The 25,083-nt window shown below is 32.4% G+C and carries 31 protein-coding genes; all 31 read left to right on the top strand.

Annotated features, from left to right (window positions below):
* The gene (gene fliL, locus ACESM9_RS00225) at window positions 1-426 is read left to right on the top strand and encodes a flagellar basal body-associated protein FliL (RefSeq protein ID WP_372994074.1); all 426 of its coding nucleotides are present in this window, start codon (window positions 1-3) and stop codon (window positions 424-426) included.
* A gap of 16 nt (window positions 427-442) precedes the next feature.
* Window positions 443-1,438 (top strand): flagellar motor switch protein FliM, encoded by a 996-nt coding sequence (gene fliM / locus ACESM9_RS00220; RefSeq protein ID WP_372994072.1) that lies wholly within the window; start codon window positions 443-445, stop codon window positions 1,436-1,438.
* A complete protein-coding gene (fliY, locus tag ACESM9_RS00215) occupies window positions 1,431-2,510 on the top strand; it encodes a flagellar motor switch phosphatase FliY (protein ID WP_372994070.1) in 1,080 nt (359 codons plus the stop codon). The genes fliM and fliY overlap by 8 nt, the downstream gene beginning before the upstream one ends.
* Before the next feature lie 37 nt (window positions 2,511-2,547).
* Window positions 2,548-2,910, top strand: a complete 363-nt coding sequence (locus tag ACESM9_RS00210; RefSeq protein ID WP_372994068.1) for a response regulator — start codon at window positions 2,548-2,550, stop codon at window positions 2,908-2,910.
* 49 nt (window positions 2,911-2,959) lie between these two features.
* The gene (locus tag ACESM9_RS00205) at window positions 2,960-3,346 is read left to right on the top strand and encodes a flagellar biosynthetic protein FliO (RefSeq protein ID WP_372994066.1); all 387 of its coding nucleotides are present in this window, start codon (window positions 2,960-2,962) and stop codon (window positions 3,344-3,346) included.
* Entirely contained in the window at window positions 3,339-4,097 is a 759-nt protein-coding gene (gene fliP, locus ACESM9_RS00200; protein WP_372994064.1) for a flagellar type III secretion system pore protein FliP, read from the top strand. The genes ACESM9_RS00205 and fliP overlap by 8 nt, the downstream gene beginning before the upstream one ends.
* Before the next feature lie 21 nt (window positions 4,098-4,118).
* Window positions 4,119-4,388 (top strand): flagellar biosynthesis protein FliQ, encoded by a 270-nt coding sequence (gene fliQ, locus ACESM9_RS00195; RefSeq protein ID WP_372994062.1) that lies wholly within the window; start codon window positions 4,119-4,121, stop codon window positions 4,386-4,388.
* A 4-nt stretch (window positions 4,389-4,392) separates the two neighbouring features.
* Window positions 4,393-5,178, top strand: coding sequence for a flagellar biosynthetic protein FliR (fliR, locus tag ACESM9_RS00190; RefSeq protein WP_372994060.1), 786 nt, complete (start codon window positions 4,393-4,395; stop codon window positions 5,176-5,178).
* Between the two features lie 5 nt (window positions 5,179-5,183).
* Window positions 5,184-6,269 (top strand): flagellar biosynthesis protein FlhB, encoded by a 1,086-nt coding sequence (gene flhB / locus ACESM9_RS00185; RefSeq protein WP_372994058.1) that lies wholly within the window; start codon window positions 5,184-5,186, stop codon window positions 6,267-6,269.
* 13 nt (window positions 6,270-6,282) lie between these two features.
* On the top strand, window positions 6,283-8,313 hold the full coding sequence (flhA, locus tag ACESM9_RS00180) for a flagellar biosynthesis protein FlhA (protein WP_372994056.1): 2,031 nt from the start codon (window positions 6,283-6,285) through the stop codon (window positions 8,311-8,313).
* The gene (gene flhF, locus ACESM9_RS00175) at window positions 8,313-9,497 is read left to right on the top strand and encodes a flagellar biosynthesis protein FlhF (RefSeq protein ID WP_372994054.1); all 1,185 of its coding nucleotides are present in this window, start codon (window positions 8,313-8,315) and stop codon (window positions 9,495-9,497) included. The genes flhA and flhF overlap by 1 nt, the downstream gene beginning before the upstream one ends.
* Window positions 9,478-10,398, top strand: a complete 921-nt coding sequence (locus tag ACESM9_RS00170) for a MinD/ParA family protein (RefSeq protein WP_372994052.1) — start codon at window positions 9,478-9,480, stop codon at window positions 10,396-10,398. The genes flhF and ACESM9_RS00170 overlap by 20 nt, the downstream gene beginning before the upstream one ends.
* Before the next feature lie 20 nt (window positions 10,399-10,418).
* Window positions 10,419-11,090 (top strand): flagellar brake protein, encoded by a 672-nt coding sequence (locus tag ACESM9_RS00165; protein ID WP_372994050.1) that lies wholly within the window; start codon window positions 10,419-10,421, stop codon window positions 11,088-11,090.
* A 23-nt stretch (window positions 11,091-11,113) separates the two neighbouring features.
* Entirely contained in the window at window positions 11,114-13,120 is a 2,007-nt protein-coding gene (locus ACESM9_RS00160) for a chemotaxis protein CheA (RefSeq protein ID WP_372994048.1), read from the top strand.
* A gap of 11 nt (window positions 13,121-13,131) precedes the next feature.
* Entirely contained in the window at window positions 13,132-13,566 is a 435-nt protein-coding gene (locus ACESM9_RS00155; protein ID WP_372994046.1) for a chemotaxis protein CheW, read from the top strand.
* Window positions 13,567-13,589: 23 nt separating this feature from the next.
* On the top strand, window positions 13,590-14,204 hold the full coding sequence (locus ACESM9_RS00150; RefSeq protein ID WP_372994044.1) for a chemotaxis protein CheC: 615 nt from the start codon (window positions 13,590-13,592) through the stop codon (window positions 14,202-14,204).
* 1 nt (window position 14,205) lies between these two features.
* Entirely contained in the window at window positions 14,206-14,691 is a 486-nt protein-coding gene (locus ACESM9_RS00145) for a chemotaxis protein CheD (protein ID WP_372994042.1), read from the top strand.
* 14 nt (window positions 14,692-14,705) lie between these two features.
* On the top strand, window positions 14,706-15,035 hold the full coding sequence (locus ACESM9_RS00140; RefSeq protein WP_372994040.1) for a hypothetical protein: 330 nt from the start codon (window positions 14,706-14,708) through the stop codon (window positions 15,033-15,035).
* A 40-nt stretch (window positions 15,036-15,075) separates the two neighbouring features.
* Window positions 15,076-15,816: a sigma-70 family RNA polymerase sigma factor gene (locus tag ACESM9_RS00135; RefSeq protein WP_372994039.1), complete on the top strand. Its 741-nt coding sequence runs from the start codon at window positions 15,076-15,078 to the stop codon at window positions 15,814-15,816.
* 38 nt (window positions 15,817-15,854) lie between these two features.
* Window positions 15,855-17,525 carry a FapA family protein gene (locus ACESM9_RS00130; RefSeq protein ID WP_372994037.1) on the top strand — a complete coding sequence of 557 codons (1,671 nt, stop codon included), beginning with the start codon at window positions 15,855-15,857 and terminating at the stop codon, window positions 17,523-17,525.
* A 12-nt stretch (window positions 17,526-17,537) separates the two neighbouring features.
* On the top strand, window positions 17,538-17,855 hold the full coding sequence (locus ACESM9_RS00125; protein ID WP_372994035.1) for a hypothetical protein: 318 nt from the start codon (window positions 17,538-17,540) through the stop codon (window positions 17,853-17,855).
* An 11-nt stretch (window positions 17,856-17,866) separates the two neighbouring features.
* Window positions 17,867-18,382, top strand: coding sequence for a DUF6115 domain-containing protein (locus ACESM9_RS00120; RefSeq protein WP_372994033.1), 516 nt, complete (start codon window positions 17,867-17,869; stop codon window positions 18,380-18,382).
* Window positions 18,369-18,806 (top strand): hypothetical protein, encoded by a 438-nt coding sequence (locus ACESM9_RS00115; protein WP_372994031.1) that lies wholly within the window; start codon window positions 18,369-18,371, stop codon window positions 18,804-18,806. Before ACESM9_RS00120 ends, ACESM9_RS00115 begins: the two co-directional genes overlap by 14 nt.
* A gap of 209 nt (window positions 18,807-19,015) precedes the next feature.
* Window positions 19,016-19,714, top strand: coding sequence for a 30S ribosomal protein S2 (rpsB, locus tag ACESM9_RS00110; RefSeq protein WP_372994029.1), 699 nt, complete (start codon window positions 19,016-19,018; stop codon window positions 19,712-19,714).
* A 79-nt stretch (window positions 19,715-19,793) separates the two neighbouring features.
* Entirely contained in the window at window positions 19,794-20,705 is a 912-nt protein-coding gene (gene tsf, locus ACESM9_RS00105; protein WP_372994026.1) for a translation elongation factor Ts, read from the top strand.
* Window positions 20,706-20,808: 103 nt separating this feature from the next.
* A complete protein-coding gene (gene pyrH / locus ACESM9_RS00100; protein WP_372994023.1) occupies window positions 20,809-21,522 on the top strand; it encodes a UMP kinase in 714 nt (237 codons plus the stop codon).
* A 3-nt stretch (window positions 21,523-21,525) separates the two neighbouring features.
* On the top strand, window positions 21,526-22,083 hold the full coding sequence (frr, locus tag ACESM9_RS00095) for a ribosome recycling factor (RefSeq protein ID WP_372994020.1): 558 nt from the start codon (window positions 21,526-21,528) through the stop codon (window positions 22,081-22,083).
* A gap of 2 nt (window positions 22,084-22,085) precedes the next feature.
* A complete protein-coding gene (locus ACESM9_RS00090; RefSeq protein WP_372994017.1) occupies window positions 22,086-22,286 on the top strand; it encodes a hypothetical protein in 201 nt (66 codons plus the stop codon).
* A gap of 83 nt (window positions 22,287-22,369) precedes the next feature.
* Window positions 22,370-23,092, top strand: a complete 723-nt coding sequence (locus ACESM9_RS00085) for an isoprenyl transferase (RefSeq protein ID WP_372994014.1) — start codon at window positions 22,370-22,372, stop codon at window positions 23,090-23,092.
* Between the two features lie 12 nt (window positions 23,093-23,104).
* Window positions 23,105-23,911, top strand: a complete 807-nt coding sequence (locus ACESM9_RS00080; protein WP_372994011.1) for a phosphatidate cytidylyltransferase — start codon at window positions 23,105-23,107, stop codon at window positions 23,909-23,911.
* A gap of 6 nt (window positions 23,912-23,917) precedes the next feature.
* Window positions 23,918-25,078, top strand: coding sequence for a 1-deoxy-D-xylulose-5-phosphate reductoisomerase (locus ACESM9_RS00075; protein ID WP_372994220.1), 1,161 nt, complete (start codon window positions 23,918-23,920; stop codon window positions 25,076-25,078).
* Window positions 25,079-25,083: the final 5 nt, after the last annotated feature.

Here is a 25,083-nt window from a genome sequence, read left to right as displayed (position 1 = left end):
TTGATAAAGAAAAATATTTTACTTATTATAGTTATTATATTAATTATAGTTATAACATTTGGGTTAACAGTGTTTTTTATGCAAAAAAACATTGGAGGAGAAGAAGAATCTTTAAAAATAAATAAGAATATTATTATGTACTCATTCGATGAATCATTTATAAGCAATGTAAAAGATAGTAATAGGATACTTAAAGTCACCATTAAGATGGAGCTTTCAAACTCAAAAATACAAGAAATTGTAAAAGCAAGAAACCCTGAGATACGACATGAGATAAATCTGCTTCTAAGGGGAAAAACCGAAGAAGACTTAAAAGGGTCGGAAGGTCAATCGAATCTCCAAAAGGAAATATTAAATGTAACCAGGAAACTACTTAACACTGAAAAGGTGCTTAATGTATATTTCGATGAGTTCATAATCCAATAACAGGAGGTGGCAACTATTGACCGAAGTATTATCACAAGTTGAAATCGATGCTTTATTAAATGCGTTAAATACTGGAGAATTAGATGTAAAAGAAATCAAAGAAGAAAAAGAAGAAAGAAAAGTAAGAACATATGATTTCAAAATACCAAATAAGTTTGCAAAGGACCAGTTAAGGACTCTGCAGATGATACATGATAACTTTTCACGACTTTTGCAGACATATTTGTCAGGGTATTTGAGATCTTTAGTTCAAGTAGAGGTTGTTTCGGTTGATCAACTAACTTATTATGAGTTCAGCAACTCAATGCCAAACCCATCTACTCTTGGGGTAGTTGATTTTTTGCCACTAAGTGGGTCAATATTATTAGAAATAAGTCCGACAATTAGTTTTACAATGATAGATAGAATTCTAGGAGGAGCTGGGCAGGTCTATGAAAAGAATCGTGTATTTACAGAGATAGAATTAACTATTATTGAAAAGGTTCTTAATCAGGTTTTAAACTTATACAAGGACCCATGGAAAAATGTAGCTGAGCTAAAGCCTAAACTCAAAAATATAGAAACAAATACTCAGTTTGCCCAGATAATGTCACCTAATGAAACCATAGCTTTAGTAACTTTAAATGTGAAGATTGGATCTGTAGAAGGGTCAATTCATATATGTATACCTCATATAGTTATTGAGCCTATTATTGCGAAACTTACAACTAAATTCTGGTTTTCTGGCCTTACAAAGGAAGTTTCAGCAAGTGAAATGCAAAATTTGGAGAAAAGAATAGAGAGGACATACTTACCCTTAAGTGTAGTTTTGGGTAAAGCTGTTTTGAGTATAAAAGATATATTAAACCTTCAGGTAGGGGATGTTGTCTTATTAGACAAGCCAATAAATGAAGAATTGGCAGTCTTTATAGGAAATAATCTGAAATTCTACTGTTATCCTGGATTGAAGAAAAATAAAGTTGCGGTTAAAGTTACTAGAATAGAGAAGAGAGGAGATGAGGCAGATGAGTGATATGCTTACACAAGAAGAAATAGATGCTCTATTAAGAGGAAACAATCAAAGCGATGCGGTTCTTACCCCGGAAGAAGTTGATGCTATAGGGGAAATTGGTAATATTAGCATGGGTACATCAGCCACAACTTTATTTGCGCTGTTGAATAATAAAGTTACTATAACTACTCCAAAGGTTAGTGTAATGACTTGGGATGATTTAGTGAGGGAGTATCCTATCCCTTATGTAGCAGTTGAGGTTAAATTTACTGAGGGTTTTGAAGGCTCTAATCTATTAATTCTTAAAGAAGAGGATGTAAAAATAATTACGGATCTGATGATGGGTGGGGACGGTCATAATATTGAAGGAGATATAAATGATTTGCATTTAAGTGCTATAGGTGAAGCTATGAATCAAATGATAGGCTCGTCATCTACTTCATTATCCAGTATATTTAACAAGAGTATCAACATATCTCCACCGAAAGCATTTTTAATGAGTTTTAAAGAATCGAACCCTATGAAGTTTAGTTTCAATGATTCAATTGTGAGAGTCGCGTTCAAAATGGAAGTTGAAGGTGTTCTTGATAGTGAGATAATGCAGCTTATACCTGTAGATTTTGCAAAAAAAATGGTGAAGGACTTACTAAATCCTAAAGCAGATAATGAAGAAATAGAAATAGATAAGAAGGAATTACCAGATAAAAGTCGAATAGTAGATAAAAGTGTAAGACATGATGACGATATTCCAGAAGCAAAAAAGACTGATATGCATCATGTTCAGATTCAACCTGTACAATTTGAAGAATTTGATAAAGATAATATAAATAGTAATAAAGAGAATATTGATTTGATTATGGATGTTCCACTTGAAATAACAGTGGAACTAGGGAGAACAAAAAGGTTGATAAAAGATATATTAGAATTTGGACCTGGTACTGTTGTTGAACTAGATAGGCTTGCAGGCGAGCCTGTAGATGTTATTGTAAATGGAAAGTTTATTGCTAAAGCTGAGGTAGTTGTTATTGATGAGAGCTTTGGTGTACGCATAACCGATATTGTGAGTCCCAGTAAAAGACTTAAGAAAGTATAATGTTATAATATATTAGTAAGGACTAGGAGGATATAGAATGGCTAATGGTATTTTAATTGTAGATGATGCTGCATTTATGAGAATGATGATAAAAGACGTACTAGTTAAGAATGGTTTTACAATCGCTGGAGAGGCTGAAAATGGGCTAAAGGCTGTTGAAAAATATAAAGAACTTTCTCCTGAACTTGTAATTATGGATATAACTATGCCTGAAGTAGACGGAATACAGGCTGTTAAGGAAATAAAAAAAATAAATCCTTCAGCAAAAATTATCATGTGCTCTGCTATGGGACAACAAGCAATGGTAATAGAAGCCATTCAAGCGGGTGCAAAGGATTTTATTGTAAAACCATTTCAAGCTGAGAGGATAATTGAAGCAGTAAAGAAGGTATTAAGTTAAAGCTATGGATGGATTGTACGAATCAAATGGTTTTATGAGTTTTTTGAAAATGATCTACATCTTGATTGTATTCTTCATAGTATTAGGTATCAGTTATTATTTTTCCAGATTTATTGGCAGAAGAGCTTCAGGGAAAAATAGATTTATGAAACTTATTGAGACTCTAGCATTAGGGAATGATAAACATTTGCATATTATAAAAGTATGCAATGAATATTACTTAATATCAAGCAGTCAAAAAGGTATATGTTTAGTAGACAAGCTTGCAGATGAATCTTTTAAAGAGCAAATTACTAATGATGATAGCTATGGCGACTTTGATAGTTATTTGGACAATGCTTATGACAATACAAATATATTTAGTGGTCGAAACAGTATTAAACATAATATTAAGAAGCTCAATAAGATTATCAAAGGGAATAAAGGAAATGAATAAAAGAGTTTTAAAAAAATTATTATTTTTTATTATAATTGCACTGATGGTAGGATGCTTTGTATATGCTGAACCAGCTTTACCAATACCTAATATCGATTTAAATGTAAAAGCTGCTGAATCACCCCAGGAGGTTGCTTTAAGCTTACAAATATTGTTTATACTTACAATTTTGTCGTTAGCACCATCTATACTGATTATGCTTACCTCATTTACAAGAATAGTTATAGTATTGTCTTTTACCAGAAGTGCTTTAGGAACTCAGCAAATGCCTTCGAATCAAATACTAATTGGGCTCGCTTTATTTTTAACTATTTTTATTATGACTCCTGTATTCACTGAAATAAATGATACAGCCATAAAGCCCTTTATGGAAGAACAAATTTCTCAAGAAGAGGCTATAGAGAGTGCAATGAAGCCTATAAGAAACTTTATGTTTAAGTATACAAGGGAAAAAGATATGGCATTATTTTTAAAACTTGGTCAACTTGACAGTACAGTAAGCCTTGACGACATACCAACAAGAGCATTAATTCCTGCTTTTATAATAAGCGAGCTAAAAACAGCTTTTCAAATAGGATTTTTTCTTTACATACCTTTTTTAATAATAGATATGGTAGTTGCCAGCACTTTAATGTCAATGGGTATGATGATGTTACCTCCAGTTATGATTTCCATGCCCTTTAAGATATTACTATTTGTGATGGTAGATGGATGGAATCTTATTGTTAGATCTTTAATATTAGGCTTTTAGTCAAATTAATGAGGTGTTTTTATGGATCAAAGTATAGTAATGGATGTAGCCCAAAGAGCCATTAGTCTTGCGGTAATGATTTCAGCGCCCATTTTGGGTTTAGGTTTGTTAGTAGGCCTGTTAGTCAGTATTATACAGGCTACAACCCAAATACAGGAAGCAACTCTTTCATTTATACCAAAGCTTATAACAATATTATTGACACTAATAATTTTTGGCCCATGGATGGGCAATATGATAACTGAGTTTACAATAAATCTATATGAAAATATACATACATATATAAGGTAGAAAAATGAGTAACACAACAGATGTAATTATGAATCAATTTATTATATATCTATTGGTTTTCATAAGAATGACCTCATTATTCATTATAAGTCCAATATTCGGAAGGCAGAACATGCCTTCTTATTTAAAAATAGGACTAGCTTTATTCACCACTTTTATTATTGCTCCTTTACTAGGTAATGTTGTTATAAAATATACAAGTTTCATAGATTTTACCCAGATTATTTTTAAGGAATTGTTTGTGGGAGTTATTATTGGATATGTAAGCTATATGGTTTTTTCAGCATTGTTTGTAGCAGGGCAAATAATTGATACACAGATCGGTTTTGGCATGATCAATGTATTAGATCCCCAAAGCAATATACAAGTTCCTCTTATAGGAAATTTTTTGTATATACTTGCAACCTTAATATTTATATATGCTGATGGGCACCATATACTCTTTTCAGCTATTGCTAAAAGCTACAATATTGTACCAATAAATAGCTTGTTTTTTACGAAAGAAATGATTAATAATCTGATAGGGATTTTTACTGAAACTTTTTTGATGGCTGTGAAAATAGCATTCCCTGTGATAGCCGCTGTTTTAATATCCGAGGTAGCTTTGGGAATATTGGCAAGAACAGTTCCTCAGATGAATGTATTTATGGTAGGAATGCCATTAAGAATTGTGATGGGACTCTTGGTATTATTAATTATTTTGCCAGGTTTTTCTAAGACTTTAGATTACTTATTTGATAGTTTATTTGCATTTATTGGCATCATTATTCAGAGCATGATCGAAGGATGATAGATTTGGATGACTTTGTTATATGTCTTACTCTCTTTTCTGAAGAAAAAACAGAGAAGGCTACCCCTAAAAGGAGAAGAGAAGCAAGAGAGAAGGGCCAGGTAGCAAAAAGCAGGGAAGTTGTATCTGCCATATTATTGCTTCTGATGTTTTGGTGCATAAAGGTTTTATCCGGATATATATATGATCGTTTGACTTATATAGTGAGTAAATTTCTAACAATATTTGCTGATGTAGATAATCTATATAAGCCAGGGGATATGCAGCATATGTTCATTCAATGCATATGGTCATTTATGTCAATAGTATTACCTATTTTATTAATAGCACTTTTTGCTTCAATATTAGCAAATTATTTACAAGTTGGATTTATTTTTTCTTTTAAACCATTAACGCCTAATTTTAATAAGTTGAATCCAATTGAAGGATTGAAAAGAATTTTTTCTAAGAATTCACTGGTTGAGCTTTTTAAAGCCACCTTTAAAATATTGCTGATTGGCTATTTTATATATGATTTTATAAGAGACAATTATATGATGATTGCTAATATTATGCACATGGAGCTTAGTACTTCGGTTACCTTTGTAGGGAATGCAATAATAACCATTGGAATAAGATCAGCTATAGTTTTACTTGTTTTGGCAGTGTTCGATTATGGTTATCAGTTATGGGAGTATGAAAAGAATCTCAGAATGTCAAAGCAGGAAGTAAAAGAAGAGTATAAGCAAGTAGAAGGTAATCCTCAAATAAAATCAAAAATTAGAGAAAAACAAAGGCAGTTATCTCTTAGAAGGATGATGGCTGAAGTACCTAAAGCAGATGTAATAATCACAAATCCTACTCATTATGCAGTGGCGATAAAATATGATGCAGATGTTTCTGATGCACCTATTGTCATAGCAAAAGGGAAAGATTTAATCGCACATAGAATAAAAGATAAGGCTAGAGAGTCGGATGTACCCATTATTGAAAATAAGCCCTTAGCTCAAGCTTTATACAATACTACAGATATTGGTCAGCAAATACCTGTCGAAATGTATCAAGCGGTAGCTGAGTTATTGGCTTTTGTATACAGTTTAAAGAATAAGTAGGAGGAAAACAGCGTTGTTTAAGTTTGGAGATATTGTAGTGGCTATAGCAGTTATAGCAATAGTATTATTGATAATTGTCCCAATACCTACTTTATTGATGGATTTGCTGCTTACTATAAATATATCTTTATCGCTTATTATATTAATTATCTCAATGTATGTTAAAGAACCTCTAGAGTTTTCCATATTTCCTTCTTTGCTCCTAATTGCTACCTTATTCAGACTATCTTTGAATATTTCTTCAACCAGATTAATTCTTAGCAACGCAGATGCGGGCAATGTTATAGAAGCCTTTGGTAATTTTGTTATTGGAAGGAATATCATTGTTGGTATTTTGATATATCTTATAATCATGGTAATTCAATTTATGGTAATAACAAAAGGTGCCGAGAGAGTTGCTGAAGTTTCTGCAAGATTTACTTTAGATGCTATGCCTGGAAAACAAATGGCTATAGATGCTGATTTAAATTCAGGCCTGATCAGCGAAGTTGAAGCTAAAGAAAGAAGAAAAAAGATTCAACGTGAGGCAGATTTTTATGGTGCCATGGATGGAGCAAGTAAATTTGTAAAAGGAGACGCAATTGCAGGTATTATCATAACTATTATAAATATAACTGCTGGATTTGTAATAGGAGTTTTACAAAAAGGAATGGAAATGGCTGAAGCAGCCTCAATTTATACTAATTTGACTGTTGGAGATGGTTTAGTAACCCAAGTACCTGCACTATTGATATCTACAGCAACAGGTATAATCGTAACAAGAGCAGCATCTGAATCAAATCTTGGAAGTGAGATGACCAAGCAGTTATTTTCACAACCCAGGGCTTTATACATAGCAAGCGGTGTACTATTCTTATTAGCCTTTACAGGCTTACCTGCATTGCCCAATATTATTCTTTCAGGATTATTATCCTTTATGGCATACAATCTAGACAAAATCATGAAAGAAGCAGAAAAGCAAGAAGAATCATTATATCAGGATAATGAAGCCGATGAAATGAGAAAGCCGGAGAATGTTATGTCTTTACTTCAGGTTGACCCTATCGAACTGGAATTTGGATATGGCATTTTACCTCTGGTTGATGCGAACCAAGGTGGCGACTTGCTTGATAGGCTTGTTATGATAAGAAGACAATGCGCACTTGATTTAGGTATAGTAGTGCCGATTATACGATTGAGAGACAATATTCAATTAAAACCAAATGAGTATATTATAAAAATAAAAGGCACAGATGTGGCTAGTGGCGAAATAATGTTTGATAATTATCTGGCTATGGATCCAGGTACTGCTGAAGGCGATTTAGAAGGTATAAAGACAATAGAACCAGCTTTTGGGTTACCTGCTATATGGATAAGTGAAGGACAAAGAGAAAAGGCAGAGATGATGGGCTACACAGTAGTGGATCCTCCATCAATTATAGCTACTCATTTGACAGAAATAATCAAATCCCATTCTGCGGAACTACTTGGAAGACAAGAAGTGCAAAAGCTTCTTGATAATTTGAAAGAAACTTACCCGGCTTTGGTAGATGAAGTATTGCCAAAGATATTAAGTCTTGGTGAAATACATAAAGTATTGGCTAATCTGTTAAAGGAAAACATCTCAATAAGAGATTTAGTCACTATAATGGAAACATTGGCGGATTATGGAGTATTGACCAAAGACACAGATATATTAACAGAATATGTAAGGCAGTCTTTGAGCAGATCCATAACTAAAAGGTTTATAAATGGTAATAAAGCTAGAGTAATTACTCTTGGGCAGGAACTGGAGCAAACCATAATAGACTCGGTTCAGCAGACTGACTATGGTACATATATATCTATGGACCCTAATGTAACACAAATGATTGCCAAAAACCTTATGAAGGAGATACAAAAATTCATGTCTATGGGTGAGCAACCTATCATTCTTACTTCGCCGTCAGTAAGAATGTATTTTAGGCGAATTGCTGAAGGGGTCTCACCTGGAATAATAGTGTTATCTTATAACGAGATAGATCCTTCAATTGAAGTTCAATCTATTGGGATGGTGAATATATAATGAAAGTAAAAAGGTATATAGGAGATAATGTACAAGATGCATATCAAAAAGTAAAGGCAGAGTTAGGGAGAGATGCTGTAATAATAAATACTAGAAAGATAAGAAAGAAAGGTATAAGAGGCTTTTTTTCTAAACCTGTCATAGAAGTAGTGGCTGCTATAGATGAATATGAAAGAGTTTTGGATAATCATAGTAAAAATTATTCAACTATGAAGGAAGATGATATAAAAGAAAGTGATAATTCTAGGGAAAGTGAGAAGCTTTTGAAAGAGCTTAAGCTGATAAATAATAAAGAAGAAAGCCCTATAGATAATGAGTTTAATGAAATAAAAACAATGTTAAATAAGGTCTATAAAGTCATAAAAGCAGATGAAAAGAATCTATCAGAGCTTTGTAGAGAATATGTAAACAGATTGAGAAATGAAGAAGTGGATGAAGAGATAATAGATAATATTATAGAAAAAATTGAAAAGCTAACTATGGACCTGCAAAATAATGAAGATTTTATTAGGGATTTTATATATAATTTGTTATCAGAATATATAACTACAGAGAAGAAAGAAGAAGATAACAATGATAAGAAAGTAATAGTTTTTATCGGACCAACTGGTGTTGGAAAAACAACGACCATGGCAAAACTAGCAGCATTATATTCATTATCCATGCATAAAAAAGTAGGCTTTATTACATCTGATACATATAGAATCGCCGCAGTTGAACAATTGAGAACTTATAGTGATATAATCGGTATACCTTTATCAGTAATATATTCTCCTCAAGAGTTTAATACTGCTTTGGAAGGATTCAAAGATAAGGATATTATTATGGTTGACACTGCAGGCAGAAGTCACAAGGATAAATATCAATTAGCAGAATTGAAACATCTTTTAGATATTCATATGGAGAGCAAAATATACCTTGTCATGAGTGCGGGAACAAAAATGAAGGATTGCCGTGATATATTAAACAGCTATAGTTTTCTTGAAGATTATAATCTATTATTTACAAAGTTAGATGAAACTTCAACTTATGGAATATTATTAAATACTTCATATATTACAAAAAGACCTTTATCATACTTGACTTATGGTCAGAATGTTCCTGATGATATAGAAGTGGCAAATAAAAGCAAAATTATTAATGCGCTATTAGGTGATAGGATTTATGAAAGATCAAGCAGCTAAACTAAGAAGTATAGTAAATAAACTAAATAATACAGATATAACTAGCGATAATAAGGAAACTATTGTACCTGAAAGAGCTGTAGCAAACAGAAGGAATGCCAGAGTTATAACCGTTACCAGTGGTAAGGGCGGAGTAGGTAAAACTAATATAACAATAAATTTAGCAATTAAAATATCCCAATTAGGACTTAAGGTTATTGTAATAGATGCAGATTTAGGTTTGTCAAATGTTGATATTGTACTAGGCAAAACACCTAATTTCAATCTCTCTGATGTTATTAATAACAGAAGAAATATTCATGAAATAATAGAAGAAGGACCAGGTGGTGTAAAATTCATATCAGGAGGATCCGGTCTTCAAGATTTGATAAAAATTAACAAAGAGCAGCTAGCCCATTTGCTCATTGAGTTGGGAAGGCTTGATGAAGAAGCTGATATTATATTCATAGATACGGGAGCAGGGATATCAGACCAAGTACTTAGCTTTGTTTATGCTGCTAAAGAGGTGATAGTTATAACAACGCCAGAACCCACTGCAATAACAGATGCTTATGCTTTAATAAAAGTTATCGCACAAAAAGATAAATCAAAAAAGATAAGTCTTCTTCTTAATAAGGCTGATAATCCAACAGAGGCAAGCAATACTCTTGATAAGTTGTACCAAGTTTGTTTAAAGTTCTTAGGAATTTCAATCGATAAGTTAGGATTTGTATGCAATGATGCTAACATACCAAAAGCAGTAAAATTACAACAACCCTTTGTAATTACCTTTGAAAAGTCTGCTGCTGCTTTAGATATTTCTTCTATAGCTAAATCATTGATTTGTATCGAAGACAGAAAAATCGAATATGGTTACGGTATAAGACTATTTGTTAATAAATTAAAGTGGTTTTTTAAGTAGCAAAGGGAGTGGTGGAGTATATGCAGCCATTAAGCAAGATCTTTAGTATAGGAGATAAAGTAAATGTAAAAGCTATGGACAAATCAAATAAACACATATATGTAAGCCAAATAACTGATATTTGTGAGGATGAAATAATTGAGATATCTTTTCCAATCCATAAAAACAAAACTATATACTTCATTAACGGTGAGAAATTAATATTAGTGATAGGAAAACAAGATGCAGTATTTGAGTTTCAAGCTGTGGTTGTGGAAAAAAAATATGAAAACATTCCTATTATGAGGCTTAAAGTAGTATCTGAACCGATAAGAATACAAAGAAGAAATTTCTACAGATTGAAAATTGTAAAACCTGTTGAATATAGAATAATTAATAATTTAAAGGATTCCGAAGAAGAGATGCCAAAATATAATGAAGGTATTTTACTTGATATAAGCGAAGGTGGCCTTATGTTCTGTACAAAGAAGGAGATGGAAGAAAGTGACTTATTGGAATTGATCATTGATATTGGTATTAATAAAGGTTTAAAGCTTAAAGGTATTATAGTTCGCAAACAGTATAATGCAGATAAATCTGGATTATATGAATACGGAGTAAGGTTTAGTGAAATCAATAAAAAGGCTAGAAACCTGCTGATGAAGTATATATATGAAGAGCAAAGAAAACTATTAAAAAAAGGAATGTTGTAGTTTTATTATATGGAGGTATAATTATGGATATTAATCAGTATCTAGAAATTTTCATTGAAGAAGCTCAAGAACATTTACAAAATTTAAATCAAAACCTTTTAAGCCTTGAGAGCAATCCCAATGACAATAATATTCTAAACGAAATATTCAGATCTGCTCATACTTTAAAAGGTATGGCAGGTACAATGGGTTATGACTCCATGATGAATTTGACTCATGACATGGAGAATATTCTCGATGCTGTGAGAAATGGTCTTATCAATATAAATGCAGGTATTATGGATGTATTATTTGAATGCCTGGATTTTTTAGAGGAATCTGTTAACTATATCTCAGAAAATGGAAAAGAAAATCAAAGAAGTATAGAACCTTTGAAAAAGAAGCTGTTAAATCTATTAAATAGCAATAGTATATCTCATGATTCAGAGCAAGAAAAAAATAAAGAGAATGATATGGATGATTTTAAATTCAACCAATATGATGAGAATTTAGTAGGACAAGCAGTGGCTAAAGGAATGAAAGTTTTTAAGATAAAGATTATATTAACTAAGGACTGTATGCTGAAATCCGCTAGAGCTTTTGTTGTCTTTAAGAGCCTTGAAAAGTATGCAGAGATATTCAAATCTTCCCCAGCAGTAGAAGATATTGAAGATGAGAAATTTGATAATAGTTTTAAAATAGCTATTGTAACCAATGAGAATAAAGATAAGATAAAAAAGGATTTGGAGTCTATATCAGAAATTGAAGAAGCAATAGTAGAAGAGTATACCAATCTGGTTTCTATGGAAGTTGCTACGTCAAATGAAATTGCTGCTACTCAAGAAGCCAAAATAGAAAAGGAAGAACAAGAAGAACAAGAGGAGCATCATGCTAAGAAGAACAAGATGGGAAAGACAGTAAGGGTTGATATTAATCGATTGGACAATCTAATGAATCTTGTCAGTGAGCTAATAATTATAAAAACGAGATTAGAAGGTATTGATTCAGATTCACAAAATCAAAACATGTCAGAAGCTGTTGAATACCTTGAAAGAATAACAACTAATTTACATGATGCAGTAATGAAAGTAAGAATGGTACCTATAGAAAGAGTGTTTAATAGATTCCCGAGAATGGTAAGAGATTTATCAAGGGAAATGGATAAAGAAGTGAACCTCAATATAAGCGGAGAAGAAACTGAGCTGGATAGAACTGTAATTGATGAAATAGGCGATCCTCTTATACATCTAATAAGGAATGCTATTGATCATGGTATTGAGAATAAGACTGAAAGAGCCAATAATAATAAAAAAGCAGTTGGAAATGTTTATTTGAGGGCATATCAGGATGGTAACAGTGTTGTTATTGAAGTTGAAGATGACGGAAAAGGTATTGATATAGCTAAAGTAAAGAAAAAAGCTATAGATAATAGGCTTATAGACAAATCTGAAGCGGATGGATTGAGTGATAAGGAGGCGGTGGAGCTATTATTTCATCCAGGATTTAGCACAGCTGATGTAATATCTGACATTTCAGGAAGAGGAGTAGGGTTAGATGTTGTTAAAACAAAGATAGAATCCTTAGGCGGAACTGTTGAGGTGGAGTCCTTTAATAATAAGGGAAGCAAATTTATGATAAGACTACCCCTTACTTTAGCTATTATTCAGGCTTTATTGGTAACTATAGGAAGTGAAAAATATGCCATTCCTTTAAACTCCATTAAGGAAATTACATCTATTGAAAAAGATAAAATAAGAAATGTCCAAGGGCAGGAAGTAGTTTTATATAGAGATTCAGTTCTTCCTATAATAAGATTAGCAGACGTACTTGATGTTAAAGACTATGCTGAGGATGAAAACGAACTGACTGTGGTGATAGTTAAGAAAGGAGACAAAACTTCTGGATTTATTGTCGAAAGCCTTATTGGGCAGCAAGAAATAGTTATTAAGTCTTTAGGAAAATATTTAGCTGGCATCAGAAATATTGCAGGAGCAACCATACTGGGAGATGGACAAGTAGCTCTTATTGTAGATACAAATTCAATGATTTAGGGGGTACACTTATGAGTTATGCTGATCATAACAAGCAATTTGTAGTTTTTGAGTTAGATGATGAAGAGTACGGAATTGATATACTAAGAGTGAAAACTATTGAAAAAATGAGTAATATAACCCGGGTACCGAAAACTCCCTCTTATGTAAAAGGGGTTATAAATTTAAGAGGTGAAATTGTTCCTATAATAGATTTGCGTGAAAGATTTAATTTGAAAAAGAAAGAGGAATGTGAAAACACTAGAATTATTATTGTATATGTGGATGATATGGATGTAGGTCTCATTGTTGATTCAGCTTCAAAAGTAATAGATATTAATAGTGATATGATTGAGGCTCCTCCAGAATCCTTAGGCAGCAAAGAGAATAGCAATATATATGGAATAGGGAAACTTGATGATAAAGTAATTACATTATTGGATGTAGAAAAGCTATTGAATGCTTAGAGCCATATTACGGAGGTGAGTTTATGGCAATAAGTATAAATGACCTAAATAGTGAGCAAATCGATGTATTAAAGGAGATTGGAAATATAGGTGCAGGTAATGCTATTACAGCACTATCTAAAATGGTTTCTAAACGCATAGACATGAATGTTCCAAAGGTGAATATTGTTGAGTTCAAAGAAGTGGCAGAACTGGTAGGGGGGCCGGAAAAAATAGTATCAGGTATTTATTTTAATGTAAGCGGTGATATCAGTGGCAGTATCATGTTCTTGATGGATAACAATTCTTCACGAACTTTGATCAATTGGCTTATGAGCAAAAATGAGACAAGTATGGAATTTGACGAGATAGAAGTATCTGCATTAAAAGAAATAGGTAATATACTAGCTGGCTCTTATCTATCATCTATATCAACTTTAACTGGGCTTAAAATGACAGTTTCAATTCCATCACTAGCTATAGATATGGCGGGGGCAATAATGAGTGTTCCTGTAATACTTTTTGGTCAAGTAGGAGATCATGTGCTTTTAATTGAGACAGATTTTATAGAAGGCTTAAATCGAGTGAAAGGGAACTTTTTTCTTATACCAGACGAAAAGTCTTTTGAAATTTTACTCAAAAGTTTAGGAGTTATATGACATGGCAGATATAATAAAAGTCGGAATGGCAGATATGAATTGTGTTTATCCACCAAATACTCTTGTTACACTTGGTTTAGGATCCTGTGTAGGGGTATGTCTATATGACAGAGAAACAAAAGTTTCTGGTATGGTACATGTTATGCTGCCTTATAGCCATCAAATAAAGAATAATAGCAATCTGGCAAAGTTTGCAGATACTGGCATTTCAAAGCTTTTAAATGATATGATAGTGATGGGAGCAAAAAAATCTAGGATTATCAGTAAAGTTGCAGGTGGAGCTCAAATGTTCAATTTTAACGATTCAAGTGATATAATGAGAATAGGTGCCAGAAATGTGCAGGCAGTGAAGGAAACTTTAAAGAATCTAAATATTCCTTTGATATCTGAGGATACTGGTGGGAGTTATGGAAGAACTATTGAGTTTTATTCCGAAACAGGAATGCTATTAGTGAAAACAATAGGATATGGTACAAAATGGATATAACTGAGGTTTAAAAGATGTATATGATAAAAATTATACCCTATGCATTAGTAATTATAGGTTTAATAATTAATTTAATAGCGGGTTTATATTTTAATAGTAATTTTATAGTTTTAATGCTTAAAAGTATAGTCTTAACAATAAGTCTCACAACCTGTGGTATTTTAATTTCTGATACTTTGAAAAGGAACTATATGATAAATGTTAATAAGCAAATGAATGAGAAAAAACAATCTTATAATTTTGAAGCATATATTCCACCAATAACTGACGAAGAGTTTGCGAGTTTAAACAAAGAAGATGATTTTCAAGAAATAAATCCAGCAGATTTATACAATAAGAAATAGAATTATAGTGTATTTACTAGCTTCCTCATGGAGGTATAAGATGAATATAAACGATCTATGGGAAAAGTATGAAAAAAGTAAAGATGAAAAACTTAGGGAGGAATTAATACTCAATTATTTATATTTGGTTAAATATATAGCTGGTCGGCTTTATGTTAGCTACAATAATAATGTGGAATATGACGACTTAGTAAGTTATGGCATGTTCGGTCTTATAGATGCCATTGATAAATACGAATTTAGTCGTGGTGTTAAGTTTGAAACATATGCCCATTTAAGAATAAGAGGTGCAATAATAGACTATTTAAGAGAAATTGATTGGATACCCCGATCCGTAAGGCAAAAGGCTAAAGAGCTTGAGAAAGCTTATACGGAGGTAGAAATGGAAAAGGGCAGCAATGCAACGGATAAGGACATTGCAGAAAAGCTAGGTATAACTGAATCAGAGCTACAAAAAAGAATTCAAAGCATGACTTCATATAGTGTTGTATCTCTCGATGAGTATTTAGACCAACATAGAGAAAGCACTATTGATATATATAACGAAGATTGTAACCCAACCAGCAGGCTTGAAGCTGAAGAATTTAGAGAGGGCTTGGCTGAAGCAATCAGCGGTTTACCGGAAAAAGAGAAAAAAATAATAACACTTTACTACTTTGAGGAACTTACATACAAAGAAATAGGATCTATACTTTCAATATCTGAATCAAGAGTATCTCAATTACATACTAAAGCAATACTTAAGCTAAAAGCTAGAATGACATTATTATTTTGTAAGTAAATATGCCATTGTTATCTATTTGTTGAGGAGTTGATATTGTGGTAACAAGCACAGTAATTCTAGAAGGCAAGAATTTAGAAAGACTTATATCAGAAGCTGAAGCTCATTTTAAAACTAGTAAGGATTTCATCAAAATTGAAGTGATCGAAGAGAAAAAAACACTATTCGGTAAACATTATAAAATAAGTGCAACTATTGAGGATAATGACAAATATAATAGCTTGTCAGAAATAATTAATAATATAGAAAATGATTTAAAAACAGCTGAGACAGGTAATAATGCTCAAAACTCTGCAATAGATGATAATGAAATTGATATACCTATAGAAGTAATAGATTCAAAGTATGAAGTCACGGTATCAGCAGATTTGATGGAAGCATATATATATGTACATCCGCCTGTTGGAGGAAGACAACTGGATAAAGAAGATGTTTATAAAGCGTTGGAAGAGAAGAACATTAAGAGCGGAATACTAAATGATGAAATAGACAAGCTAGTAAATGAACGTATATATAATAGCCGTGTGTTAATTGCTAAAGGGAAACCTGCTATAAACGGCGAAGATGCAAAGATAGAATACAAGTTTAATATTTCTCAGGACAAAAAAGTTTTTATTGCAGATGATGGAAGAGTGGATTATAAAGAATTATCCTTAATAAAGAATGTGAATAAAGGTGAAATTCTTGCTACTATGATACCATCAACAAAAGGTACAAATGGGGAAAATGTGTATGGAAAAGAGATTAAAGCCAAAGATGGAAAGCAAATCAAAATGCCTAAAGGTAAAAATGTTGAAGTAAGTGAAGATGGGTTGCAGCTTATTTCTTTAATTGATGGAGAAGTAAAGATTGTAGATAATAAAATAAGTGTATTCCCAGTCTATACTGTACAAGGAAATGTTGATAATTCTACAGGAAATATACGATTTATAGGAAAAGTAGTTATAAAGGGAAATGTTTTAACAGGGTTTACTATAGATGCAGATGATGACGTTGAAGTATTTGGGGTAGTTGAAGGGGCTGTCATAAATTCAAGAGGAAGCATAATTCTACATAGGGGCATTCAAGGCATGAATAAGGGCAAATTGGTTTGCGAAGGAGATTTGATTGCTAAATTCATTGAAAATAGCAATGTGTATGCAAAGGGTAACATCCAAACCGATGCTATAATGCATAGTACTGTATATTGTGGTAAAAAGCTTGAAGTGCAGGGAAGAAAAGGACTTATCGTAGGCGGTGAGATAAAGGTATCTGATGAAATCAAAGCAAAGATAATTGGATCTCCAATGGCGACGATTACAGAAGTTGAGGTAGGAGTAAATCCGGATGTACGAAAAAAATATGATAAATTAAAGCTAGATAAGGATAAAAATTCAGAAAATCTGAAAAAGCTTACTCAAGCTGTAGATATGTTAACAAAGCTAAGTAGAAAGGAAGAACTAAGCAATGATAAGAGAGAATTGTTAAATAAATCTATATTATTAAAGCTACAAACACAAAAGGCTCTGGACGATTTAGAGAAGGAAATAAAAGAAATTGCAGAGTATATTGAAGATATTCCAAATGGTAAGATAAAAGTTGAAAATGTAGTATATTCAGGGACTAAGATAACAATCGGCAGCAGTAGCATGTATGTTAGAGATCAAATGCAGTATGTTACATTTTATAGAACTTCAGGAGAAATAAAAATAGGTTCTTATGAGCCATAAGGTGGTAATAATATGTCAATAAGATCTGTAGATCTTCAAGTTCTTCTACCTAAAGCACCTGAGATTCAAAAAATAAAGCATATTGAAAACGAAACTCTTAAGAATAATCAGCAAATAAATATTACTCAGGATTCCATGAAAAAGACAGAAGACTTAAAACGCATTAGTAAAAGCGATAAAGCATATAAGCTTGCAATAAGCAAAGACGAAAGAAATAAAGGTGGAAAAAATAAAAATCAAAGTTATGGAAGAAAGGATAAAGGTAAAAAAGAAAAAAATGAAAAAGAAAATATATGCTTTAAAGGTTCAAAAATTGATATTCAAATATAGTGGTGTTGAGTATGATGATTTATATTAATTATTTATTAACAATTGTTGGTATAAGCATGATCATTGTATCCTTATTTTTGATTATTTCAGATAAAATAAAAGGCGAAAAGATTTACTATGATTTATGTGTCAAAGAACAGGATATAAAAAAGATTATAGATGAGGCTAACGAGATGATCGACGAACTGGTATATACATCTGAAACAATAGTAAATGAGATAGAGGATTATATTGTTCACAAGAGAAAGTATATAAAAGAGGAAGATAATACTGTAGTTGAGTTGACAGAATCTGGTCCAGTAGAAGATGCTTATATAATGACCGAAACAAATGCAGAGGTAGTGCCTATGAAAGAAGAAAAAGAAAGCCATACGCATGAGAAAAAGGAAAAAGAAAAGGATATTTTAAAGATGTATAGCGATGGAATGACCGTCGATGAAATTGCAAAAAGACTTCAAATGGGAAAAGGCGAGGTAATGTTAATATTATCATTAAGCAGAGGGATCAAAAGCAATGAAAGTATATGACATTAAAGGAATAATGCTAGGTATGGGTATAGGCTTAGTATTATCCTCTATAATAAATATAAATATCAATGGAAAAGCATTCAGCGATGATTATATTAGAACAGAGGCGATTAAAAGAGGGTTTATTGTAATAAATCCGGAAGATTTAATAAATAAGAATATTAAAAATGAAGATATTAAAGATGACGAAAAAATTGAGAGTGATGAAGCTGAGAAGGAAGAAATAAGAATTGAAATATTAAAGGGCTTTAATTCATATGATGCAGCTGAGGTATTGATGAAAAACGGATTGATTTTAGACATTAAAGAATTTTTAAATAGATTAAAAGAAAAAGAGAAAGAAAGAAAGATTCAATATGGAGTTTACATAATTAAAAAAGGAACTAGTTATGATGATATAATAGATATAATAACGATGCCTTAAATAATTTAATTAAAATTTGAATAAAATGTTTTAAAAAGGCAAGTATAAAAATATGATTTCAGTAAAATAATTTTATTGCCAACAAAGTACATATATGCTATACTACAATATGTGAAAAATCACACATAGCTTGATTGGCTAAAGGGTGCAGAAATGCTTTTAGTCAAGAGGATGGCTATGGAGGAAAAAACCACAGGAGGTGACATTAAATGTCAGTAATTTCTATGAAACAACTATTAGAAGCTGGTGTGCATTTTGGACATCAGACTAGGCGTTGGAACCCTAAAATGGCTGAATACATCTTTACTGAAAGAAATGGCATTTATATCATAGACCTTCAAAAAACTGTTAAGAAAGTTGAAGAAGCCTATGAGTTTATTAAAGAGGTTGCCGCTTCAGGAAAGAGTATTCTTTTCGTTGGTACTAAGAAACAGGCACAAGAGTCAATCGAGTTTGAAGCAGTTAGATGCGATATGTTCTATGTAAACCAAAGATGGCTAGGTGGGATGTTAACTAACTTCAAAACCATCAAGAAGAGAATTGAGAGACTTAAAGAACTAGAACAAATGGAGAATGATGGTACATTTGAGATTTTACCCAAAAAAGAGGTCATAAAGCTTAAAGCGGAAAAGGAAAAGCTTGAAAAGAACCTAAATGGTATTAAAAACATGAATGACTTACCAGGAGCCATATTTATTGTAGATCCAAGAAAAGAAAAGATAGCTATTCAAGAAGCCCACATATTAGGAATTCCGGTTGTTGCAATTGTAGATACAAACTGCGACCCAGAAGAAGTTGACTATCCTATACCGGGTAATGATGATGCTATAAGGGCAGTCAAGCTTTTAACTTCTAAGATTGCTGATGCTGTAATAGAAGCAAGACAAGGTGAACAGCTAGCAGAATAATGATTATGCGGTAAGGGTCGGAGTTCTGAATTTATATTCTCCTTCCCTTACCTTTAATAATGTTTAGGAGGAGATTAATATGGTTGATGCTTCAACTGTAAAAGAACTTAGGGATAGAACCGGAGCAGGGATGATGGATTGCAAAAAAGCTTTGGTTGAAACCAACGGTGATTTAGAAAAGGCAATAGAGTTTTTAAGAGAAAAGGGCTTGGCAGCTGCTGCTAAAAAAGCAGGAAGAATCGCTGCAGAAGGCCTTATAGGTACATATGTTAGTGATGACATGAAAATGGGAGCAATTGTTGAAGTCAATTGTGAAACTGACTTTGTTGCCAAGAATCAAGAATTCATTGATTTTGTTAATTCAATGGCAAAGCTTGTAGTAGATAGAAAACTAGATGATGTGGAGCAGCTAAACGAAACTGAGTATAATGGGATGAAGGTAAAAGAAGCCCTAAGTACATTAATCGCAAAAATCGGTGAAAATATGACTATTAGAAGATTTGAAAGATTTAGTGTAGAAATCGGTGCCATTGTTTCCTATATACATGGTGGTGGAAGAATCGGTACTTTGGTTCAATTAGAAAGTACAGTAGTTAATGATATATTAGTTGAACTAGGTAAGGATATTGCCATGCAAGTTGCTGCAATGAGCCCATTATATATTAATGAATCTGATGTTCCCAATGATTATATTGAAAAAGAAAGAGAAATATTAAGAGTTCAGGCTCTAAATGAAGGTAAAAAACCTGAAGTTGTGGAAAAAATGATAGAAGGAAGACTTAAAAAGCAGCTGAAAGAGATTTGTCTTATGGACCAACTTTTTGTAAAAGACGGAGAAAGAACTATTGCTAAGCTCTTGAATGATAAATCAAAAGAGATTGGCTCAGAGATTTCTATTTCAAGATTCGTAAGATTTGAAAAAGGTGAAGGAATACAAAAGAGAGAAGATAATTTCGCTGAGGAAGTTATGAGTCAGATGAAAAATAAATAAACTACAATTGAAAAAAGAGAACACAAAGTGTTCTCTTTTTTATAAAATTAGAAGGATTTTTATGCTTAATGTAGAAATTTTAGCTTAACTGGAGGCATGTATTATGGAATCGACTAAATATAAAAGAGTTATTTTAAAGTTGAGTGGTGAAGCGCTTGCTGGAGAGAAAGATTTTGGGTTGGATCAAAACACCATTGAAAGCATTGCTGAGAAGGTAAGAGAGTTAGTAAACATGGGAGTTCAGGTTGCTATAGTAGTAGGAGGAGGCAATTTCTGGAGAGGCAGAAGCGGTATTGGTATGGATAGGACAACTGCTGATAATATGGGAATGTTAGCAACAGTAATAAATGCATTAGCTTTACAGGATGCGCTAGAAAGAATAGATGTAGCTACAAGGGTACAAACTGCGATTGAAATGAGGCAGATTGCTGAGCCCTATATAAGAAGAAAAGCAATCAGGCATCTAGAGAAGGGCAGAGTTGTAATATTTGCTTCTGGCATAGGAAATCCATATTTTTCTACTGATACTACTGCTGCACTCAGAGCTGCTGAAATTGAAGCAGAAATAATTCTGCTGGCTAAAAAAGTTGATGGAGTATATGATAGCGATCCTGTTGAAAATAAAAATGCAAAAAAATACGATTATCTCTCCTATATAGATGTAATCAATAAAGGATTAGGAGTTATGGATTCAACTGCAGCTTCCCTCTGTATGGATAACAAGATACCTATAATAGTATTTAACTTAAATAACCCGGATAATATTATTAAAGTTATAAAAGGTGAAATAATTGGTACAATAGTAAAGGAGGATTAATTCATGATTAAGGAGATTGAGAAAACAGCAGAGGAAAAGATGAACAAAACAATAGGTATATTAAAAAAAGAACTGGCTTCATTGAGAGCTGGTCGTGCTAATCCCGCTATGTTAGATAGAATTACAGTGGAATACTATGGTGTTGAAACACCTCTCAATCAGCTTGCGAATATATCTGCTCCAGAACCAAGAGTTATGACCATACAGCCATGGGATGCAAAATCAATCAGTCTCATTGAAAAAGCAATATTGAAGTCAGACCTAGGCATTAATCCATCAAATGACGGTAAAGTAATAAGACTTGTAGTACCCCAGTTAACTGAGGAAAGAAGAAAAGAACTGGTAAAAGTCGTTAAGAAAATGGGTGAAGAGTCAAAAGTTGCAGTTAGAAATACCAGAAGAGATGCAAATGATAGTTTTAAAAAATTAAAAAAAGATAATAAAATTACTGAAGATGAATTGAAAAAAGCTGAAGATGATATGCAGAAGTGCACAGATAAAGCAATTAAAGAAATTGATAAGATACTTGAAGCTAAGGAAAAGGAAATCATGGAGGTTTAGTATTGCAGCAAAATCTTTTATTAATTGGTTACAGGCTAAATGATGCATTATTAAAGCTGCCTCATGATAAGGAAATAATTGTAGAGGTGACAAAGGCACCATCTATTGCGGAAGAAAATGAGTTTTATAACTTGAACCCTATTGTGGTGAAGCATGTAGAAAATGAAGAAAGGATAGTTTTGACTGTTAGTTATTTCAGATAAATTGTCCCCCTCACAATGAGGGGTTTTTTTTTAATATATAATTGTGTAAAATATAGTTAAGTATGTTATTCGGAGGCATCAATATGAATGGACAAAGGTCAAAAAAATTCCCAGAGCATATAGCGATAATAATGGATGGAAATGGGAGATGGGCTAAGCAAAGGGGGTTGCCAAGGTCCTTAGGACATAAGGCTGGCGTAGAAGCATTAAAAGAAATAGTTAGATATTCAAGCAATATAGGAATAAAAATATTGACGGTATATGCCTTTTCTACTGAAAACTGGGCAAGACCTGTAGAAGAAGTAGATTATTTGATAAATATCCTATTAGTTGACTATATGAAAAAGGAGATTGATGAGTTAAATAAAAATAATGTGAAAATAAGAATATTAGGAGATATAGATGAGTTACCTAGTTCCACAAAGAGACAGATTTTAGAAGCTGTTGAACTCACTAAGAATAATTCAGGTCTGAAGTTTAATATTGCATTGAATTATGGTGGCAGAAAAGAGATAGTTGATGCAGTAAAGAAGATAGCTGATATGATAGTGAATGAGGAAATTAAAGCAACTGATATAGATGAAAAACTTCTAACAGATTGTTTATATACCTCGGGAGAAAAAGATCCAGATTTGATTATAAGAACTAGTGGAGAAATGAGGATTAGCAATTTTCTTATATGGCAAAGCGCATATAGTGAGTTATATTTTTCGGATGTATTATGGCCGGATTTTAATAAGGATAATCTAAAAGAAGCTATAGATGAATATGAAAAACGAGATAGACGCTTCGGAAAAGTTAAATAATGGAGGATGTATATGCTTAAAACAAGGATCATCAGTGCTGTTGTTGGTCTACCATTGATAATTGCTGTTTTGTTTTTGGGAGGTAAGTTATTTTATCTATTTGTTTTTTTACTTTCAGTAATAGGATTATATGAGTATTACAGAGCATTTTCAAATACCGACTATAAACCAATTACCTGGATTGGTTATTTGGTAACAATAGTTTATTATTTACTAATACTTTTGAATATCAATAGTTTTTTTACCATTTCAATATTGATATTTATTGCTTTACTATTATTTTTTTTGGATATTATAAGAAGAGGATATAATATACTCAACGTTGCTGTTACAATCCTTGGTATTTTATATGTACCATTTCTCTTCAGCAATTTGATTTTTATATATAATGAATTAAACGGAAAGCTGTTAATCTGGTTACCTTTTTTAACTGCTTGGTTCTCTGATACAGGAGCATATTTCATAGGCAGTTATTTCGGCAAGAAAAAGCTTTGCCCCTCGTTAAGTCCAAAAAAAACTGTTGAAGGAGCTATAGGAGGAGTAATAGCAAGTGCTTTGTTTAGTGCTTTTACCGGATTCTTATTTAATAGTATAGGTTATGAAGTAAGTATCATTCACTTCCTTATTATTGGTTTTATATGTGGAATAACTTCTATGCTGGGTGATTTATCTGCTTCATCAATAAAGAGATTTGCTCAAATAAAGGATTATAGCAATGTAATCCCTGGGCATGGGGGTATACTTGATAGATTTGATAGCATATTATTTACTGCCCCTACCCTTTATACATATATAACTATAATAAAAGAGTTTATATAAGGAGTAATCATGAAAAATATTGCAATTTTAGGTTCAACTGGGTCTATTGGAACCCAGGCTTTAGATGTTATAAGGGATAACAAAACTGATTTCAAGGTGTGTGCATTGACCGCAAACTCAAACATAGATATTTTATATGATCAGGTATTAGAGTTTAGTCCTGAAATAGTAGCTATAACAAATTTTGAAAAATATAAAGAATTCAAATCTGCTATCAAGCCATTTAATAGTTCACTGAAGGTGCTATATGGTGAAGAAGGATTATTTGATGTAGCCGCTTATGATAAAAATGATATTATTATATCTTCTATTGTAGGTATAGCTGGTCTGAAGCCTACTTATAAAGCTGTAGAAAAAGGGAAAACAGTAGCATTGGCAAACAAAGAAACCTTAGTCACCGCTGGAAGAATCATAACAAAAAAAGCTAAGGAAAAAAATGCTTTTATAATACCTGTTGATAGTGAGCATTCAGCAATATTCCAATGTATAGGAAGCAATAGTGAATATGTATCAAGGATTATATTAACTGCCTCTGGCGGACCTTTCCGAAAAAAAACTCCAGAAGAGTTAAAGAAAGTATCCTTATCTGATGCACTAAAACATCCTAGCTGGAACATGGGTAAGAAAGTCACAATTGATTCTGCTACAATGATGAACAAAGGATTAGAAGTTATAGAAGCTAGATGGTTGTTTGATATGAACCCGGATAAAATAGATGTATGTATACATCCGGAAAGTATTATTCATTCAATGGTAGAGTTTGTAGACGGAGCCATCCTGGCTCAATTGGGAGTACCGGATATGCGAACTCCAATAAAGTATTCTCTAACATATCCTGAAAGAACAATAACCAATGAAAATAAACTGGATTTTTCCAAGCTTAAATCCCTTAGTTTTGAAGAGCCTGATATAAAAAGATTTCCTTGTCTAAACCTGGCATACGAGGCTTTGAAAGATGGAGACAGCAGTTGTATAGTACTGAATGGAGCTAATGAGGTAGCAGTAAACCTATTTTTACAAGAGAAGATTCGATTTATTGAAATATATGATATAGTAGCAAATGCTTTAGAGAGACATGTAAAAACTAATATAAATGATTTAGAAGATGTATTTCAAGTAGATGCGTGGTCGAGAAAAATTGCTTTGGAATTGTATAATAAGAGGTGAGGAAA

The sequence above is a fragment of the Lutispora sp. genome, from assembly GCF_041687175.1.
In the GTDB taxonomy this organism is placed as follows: Bacteria; Bacillota; Clostridia; order Lutisporales; family Lutisporaceae; genus Lutispora.
Note: the sequence above shows the minus strand (reverse complement) of the source record. Positions and strands in the feature narration are given on the sequence as shown.

Coding starts and splice junctions, on each gene's coding strand:
- rpsB (WP_372994029.1), top strand. CDS start 19,016: ATGTCAGTAATTTCTATGAAACAACTATTAGAAGCTGGTGTGCATTTT.
- fliY (WP_372994070.1), top strand. CDS start 1,431: ATGAGTGATATGCTTACACAAGAAGAAATAGATGCTCTATTAAGAGGA.
- ACESM9_RS00120 (WP_372994033.1), top strand. CDS start 17,867: ATGATGATTTATATTAATTATTTATTAACAATTGTTGGTATAAGCATG.
- ACESM9_RS00115 (WP_372994031.1), top strand. CDS start 18,369: ATGAAAGTATATGACATTAAAGGAATAATGCTAGGTATGGGTATAGGC.
- ACESM9_RS00135 (WP_372994039.1), top strand. CDS start 15,076: ATGAATATAAACGATCTATGGGAAAAGTATGAAAAAAGTAAAGATGAA.
- ACESM9_RS00155 (WP_372994046.1), top strand. CDS start 13,132: ATGAGTTATGCTGATCATAACAAGCAATTTGTAGTTTTTGAGTTAGAT.
- fliR (WP_372994060.1), top strand. CDS start 4,393: ATGAGTAACACAACAGATGTAATTATGAATCAATTTATTATATATCTA.
- tsf (WP_372994026.1), top strand. CDS start 19,794: ATGGTTGATGCTTCAACTGTAAAAGAACTTAGGGATAGAACCGGAGCA.
- ACESM9_RS00145 (WP_372994042.1), top strand. CDS start 14,206: ATGGCAGATATAATAAAAGTCGGAATGGCAGATATGAATTGTGTTTAT.
- ACESM9_RS00165 (WP_372994050.1), top strand. CDS start 10,419: ATGCAGCCATTAAGCAAGATCTTTAGTATAGGAGATAAAGTAAATGTA.
- ACESM9_RS00085 (WP_372994014.1), top strand. CDS start 22,370: ATGAATGGACAAAGGTCAAAAAAATTCCCAGAGCATATAGCGATAATA.
- ACESM9_RS00080 (WP_372994011.1), top strand. CDS start 23,105: ATGCTTAAAACAAGGATCATCAGTGCTGTTGTTGGTCTACCATTGATA.
- pyrH (WP_372994023.1), top strand. CDS start 20,809: ATGGAATCGACTAAATATAAAAGAGTTATTTTAAAGTTGAGTGGTGAA.
- ACESM9_RS00210 (WP_372994068.1), top strand. CDS start 2,548: ATGGCTAATGGTATTTTAATTGTAGATGATGCTGCATTTATGAGAATG.
- ACESM9_RS00160 (WP_372994048.1), top strand. CDS start 11,114: ATGGATATTAATCAGTATCTAGAAATTTTCATTGAAGAAGCTCAAGAA.
- fliP (WP_372994064.1), top strand. CDS start 3,339: ATGAATAAAAGAGTTTTAAAAAAATTATTATTTTTTATTATAATTGCA.
- flhF (WP_372994054.1), top strand. CDS start 8,313: ATGAAAGTAAAAAGGTATATAGGAGATAATGTACAAGATGCATATCAA.
- fliQ (WP_372994062.1), top strand. CDS start 4,119: ATGGATCAAAGTATAGTAATGGATGTAGCCCAAAGAGCCATTAGTCTT.
- ACESM9_RS00140 (WP_372994040.1), top strand. CDS start 14,706: ATGTATATGATAAAAATTATACCCTATGCATTAGTAATTATAGGTTTA.
- frr (WP_372994020.1), top strand. CDS start 21,526: ATGATTAAGGAGATTGAGAAAACAGCAGAGGAAAAGATGAACAAAACA.
- ACESM9_RS00125 (WP_372994035.1), top strand. CDS start 17,538: ATGTCAATAAGATCTGTAGATCTTCAAGTTCTTCTACCTAAAGCACCT.
- ACESM9_RS00205 (WP_372994066.1), top strand. CDS start 2,960: ATGATCTACATCTTGATTGTATTCTTCATAGTATTAGGTATCAGTTAT.
- ACESM9_RS00150 (WP_372994044.1), top strand. CDS start 13,590: ATGGCAATAAGTATAAATGACCTAAATAGTGAGCAAATCGATGTATTA.
- ACESM9_RS00170 (WP_372994052.1), top strand. CDS start 9,478: ATGAAAGATCAAGCAGCTAAACTAAGAAGTATAGTAAATAAACTAAAT.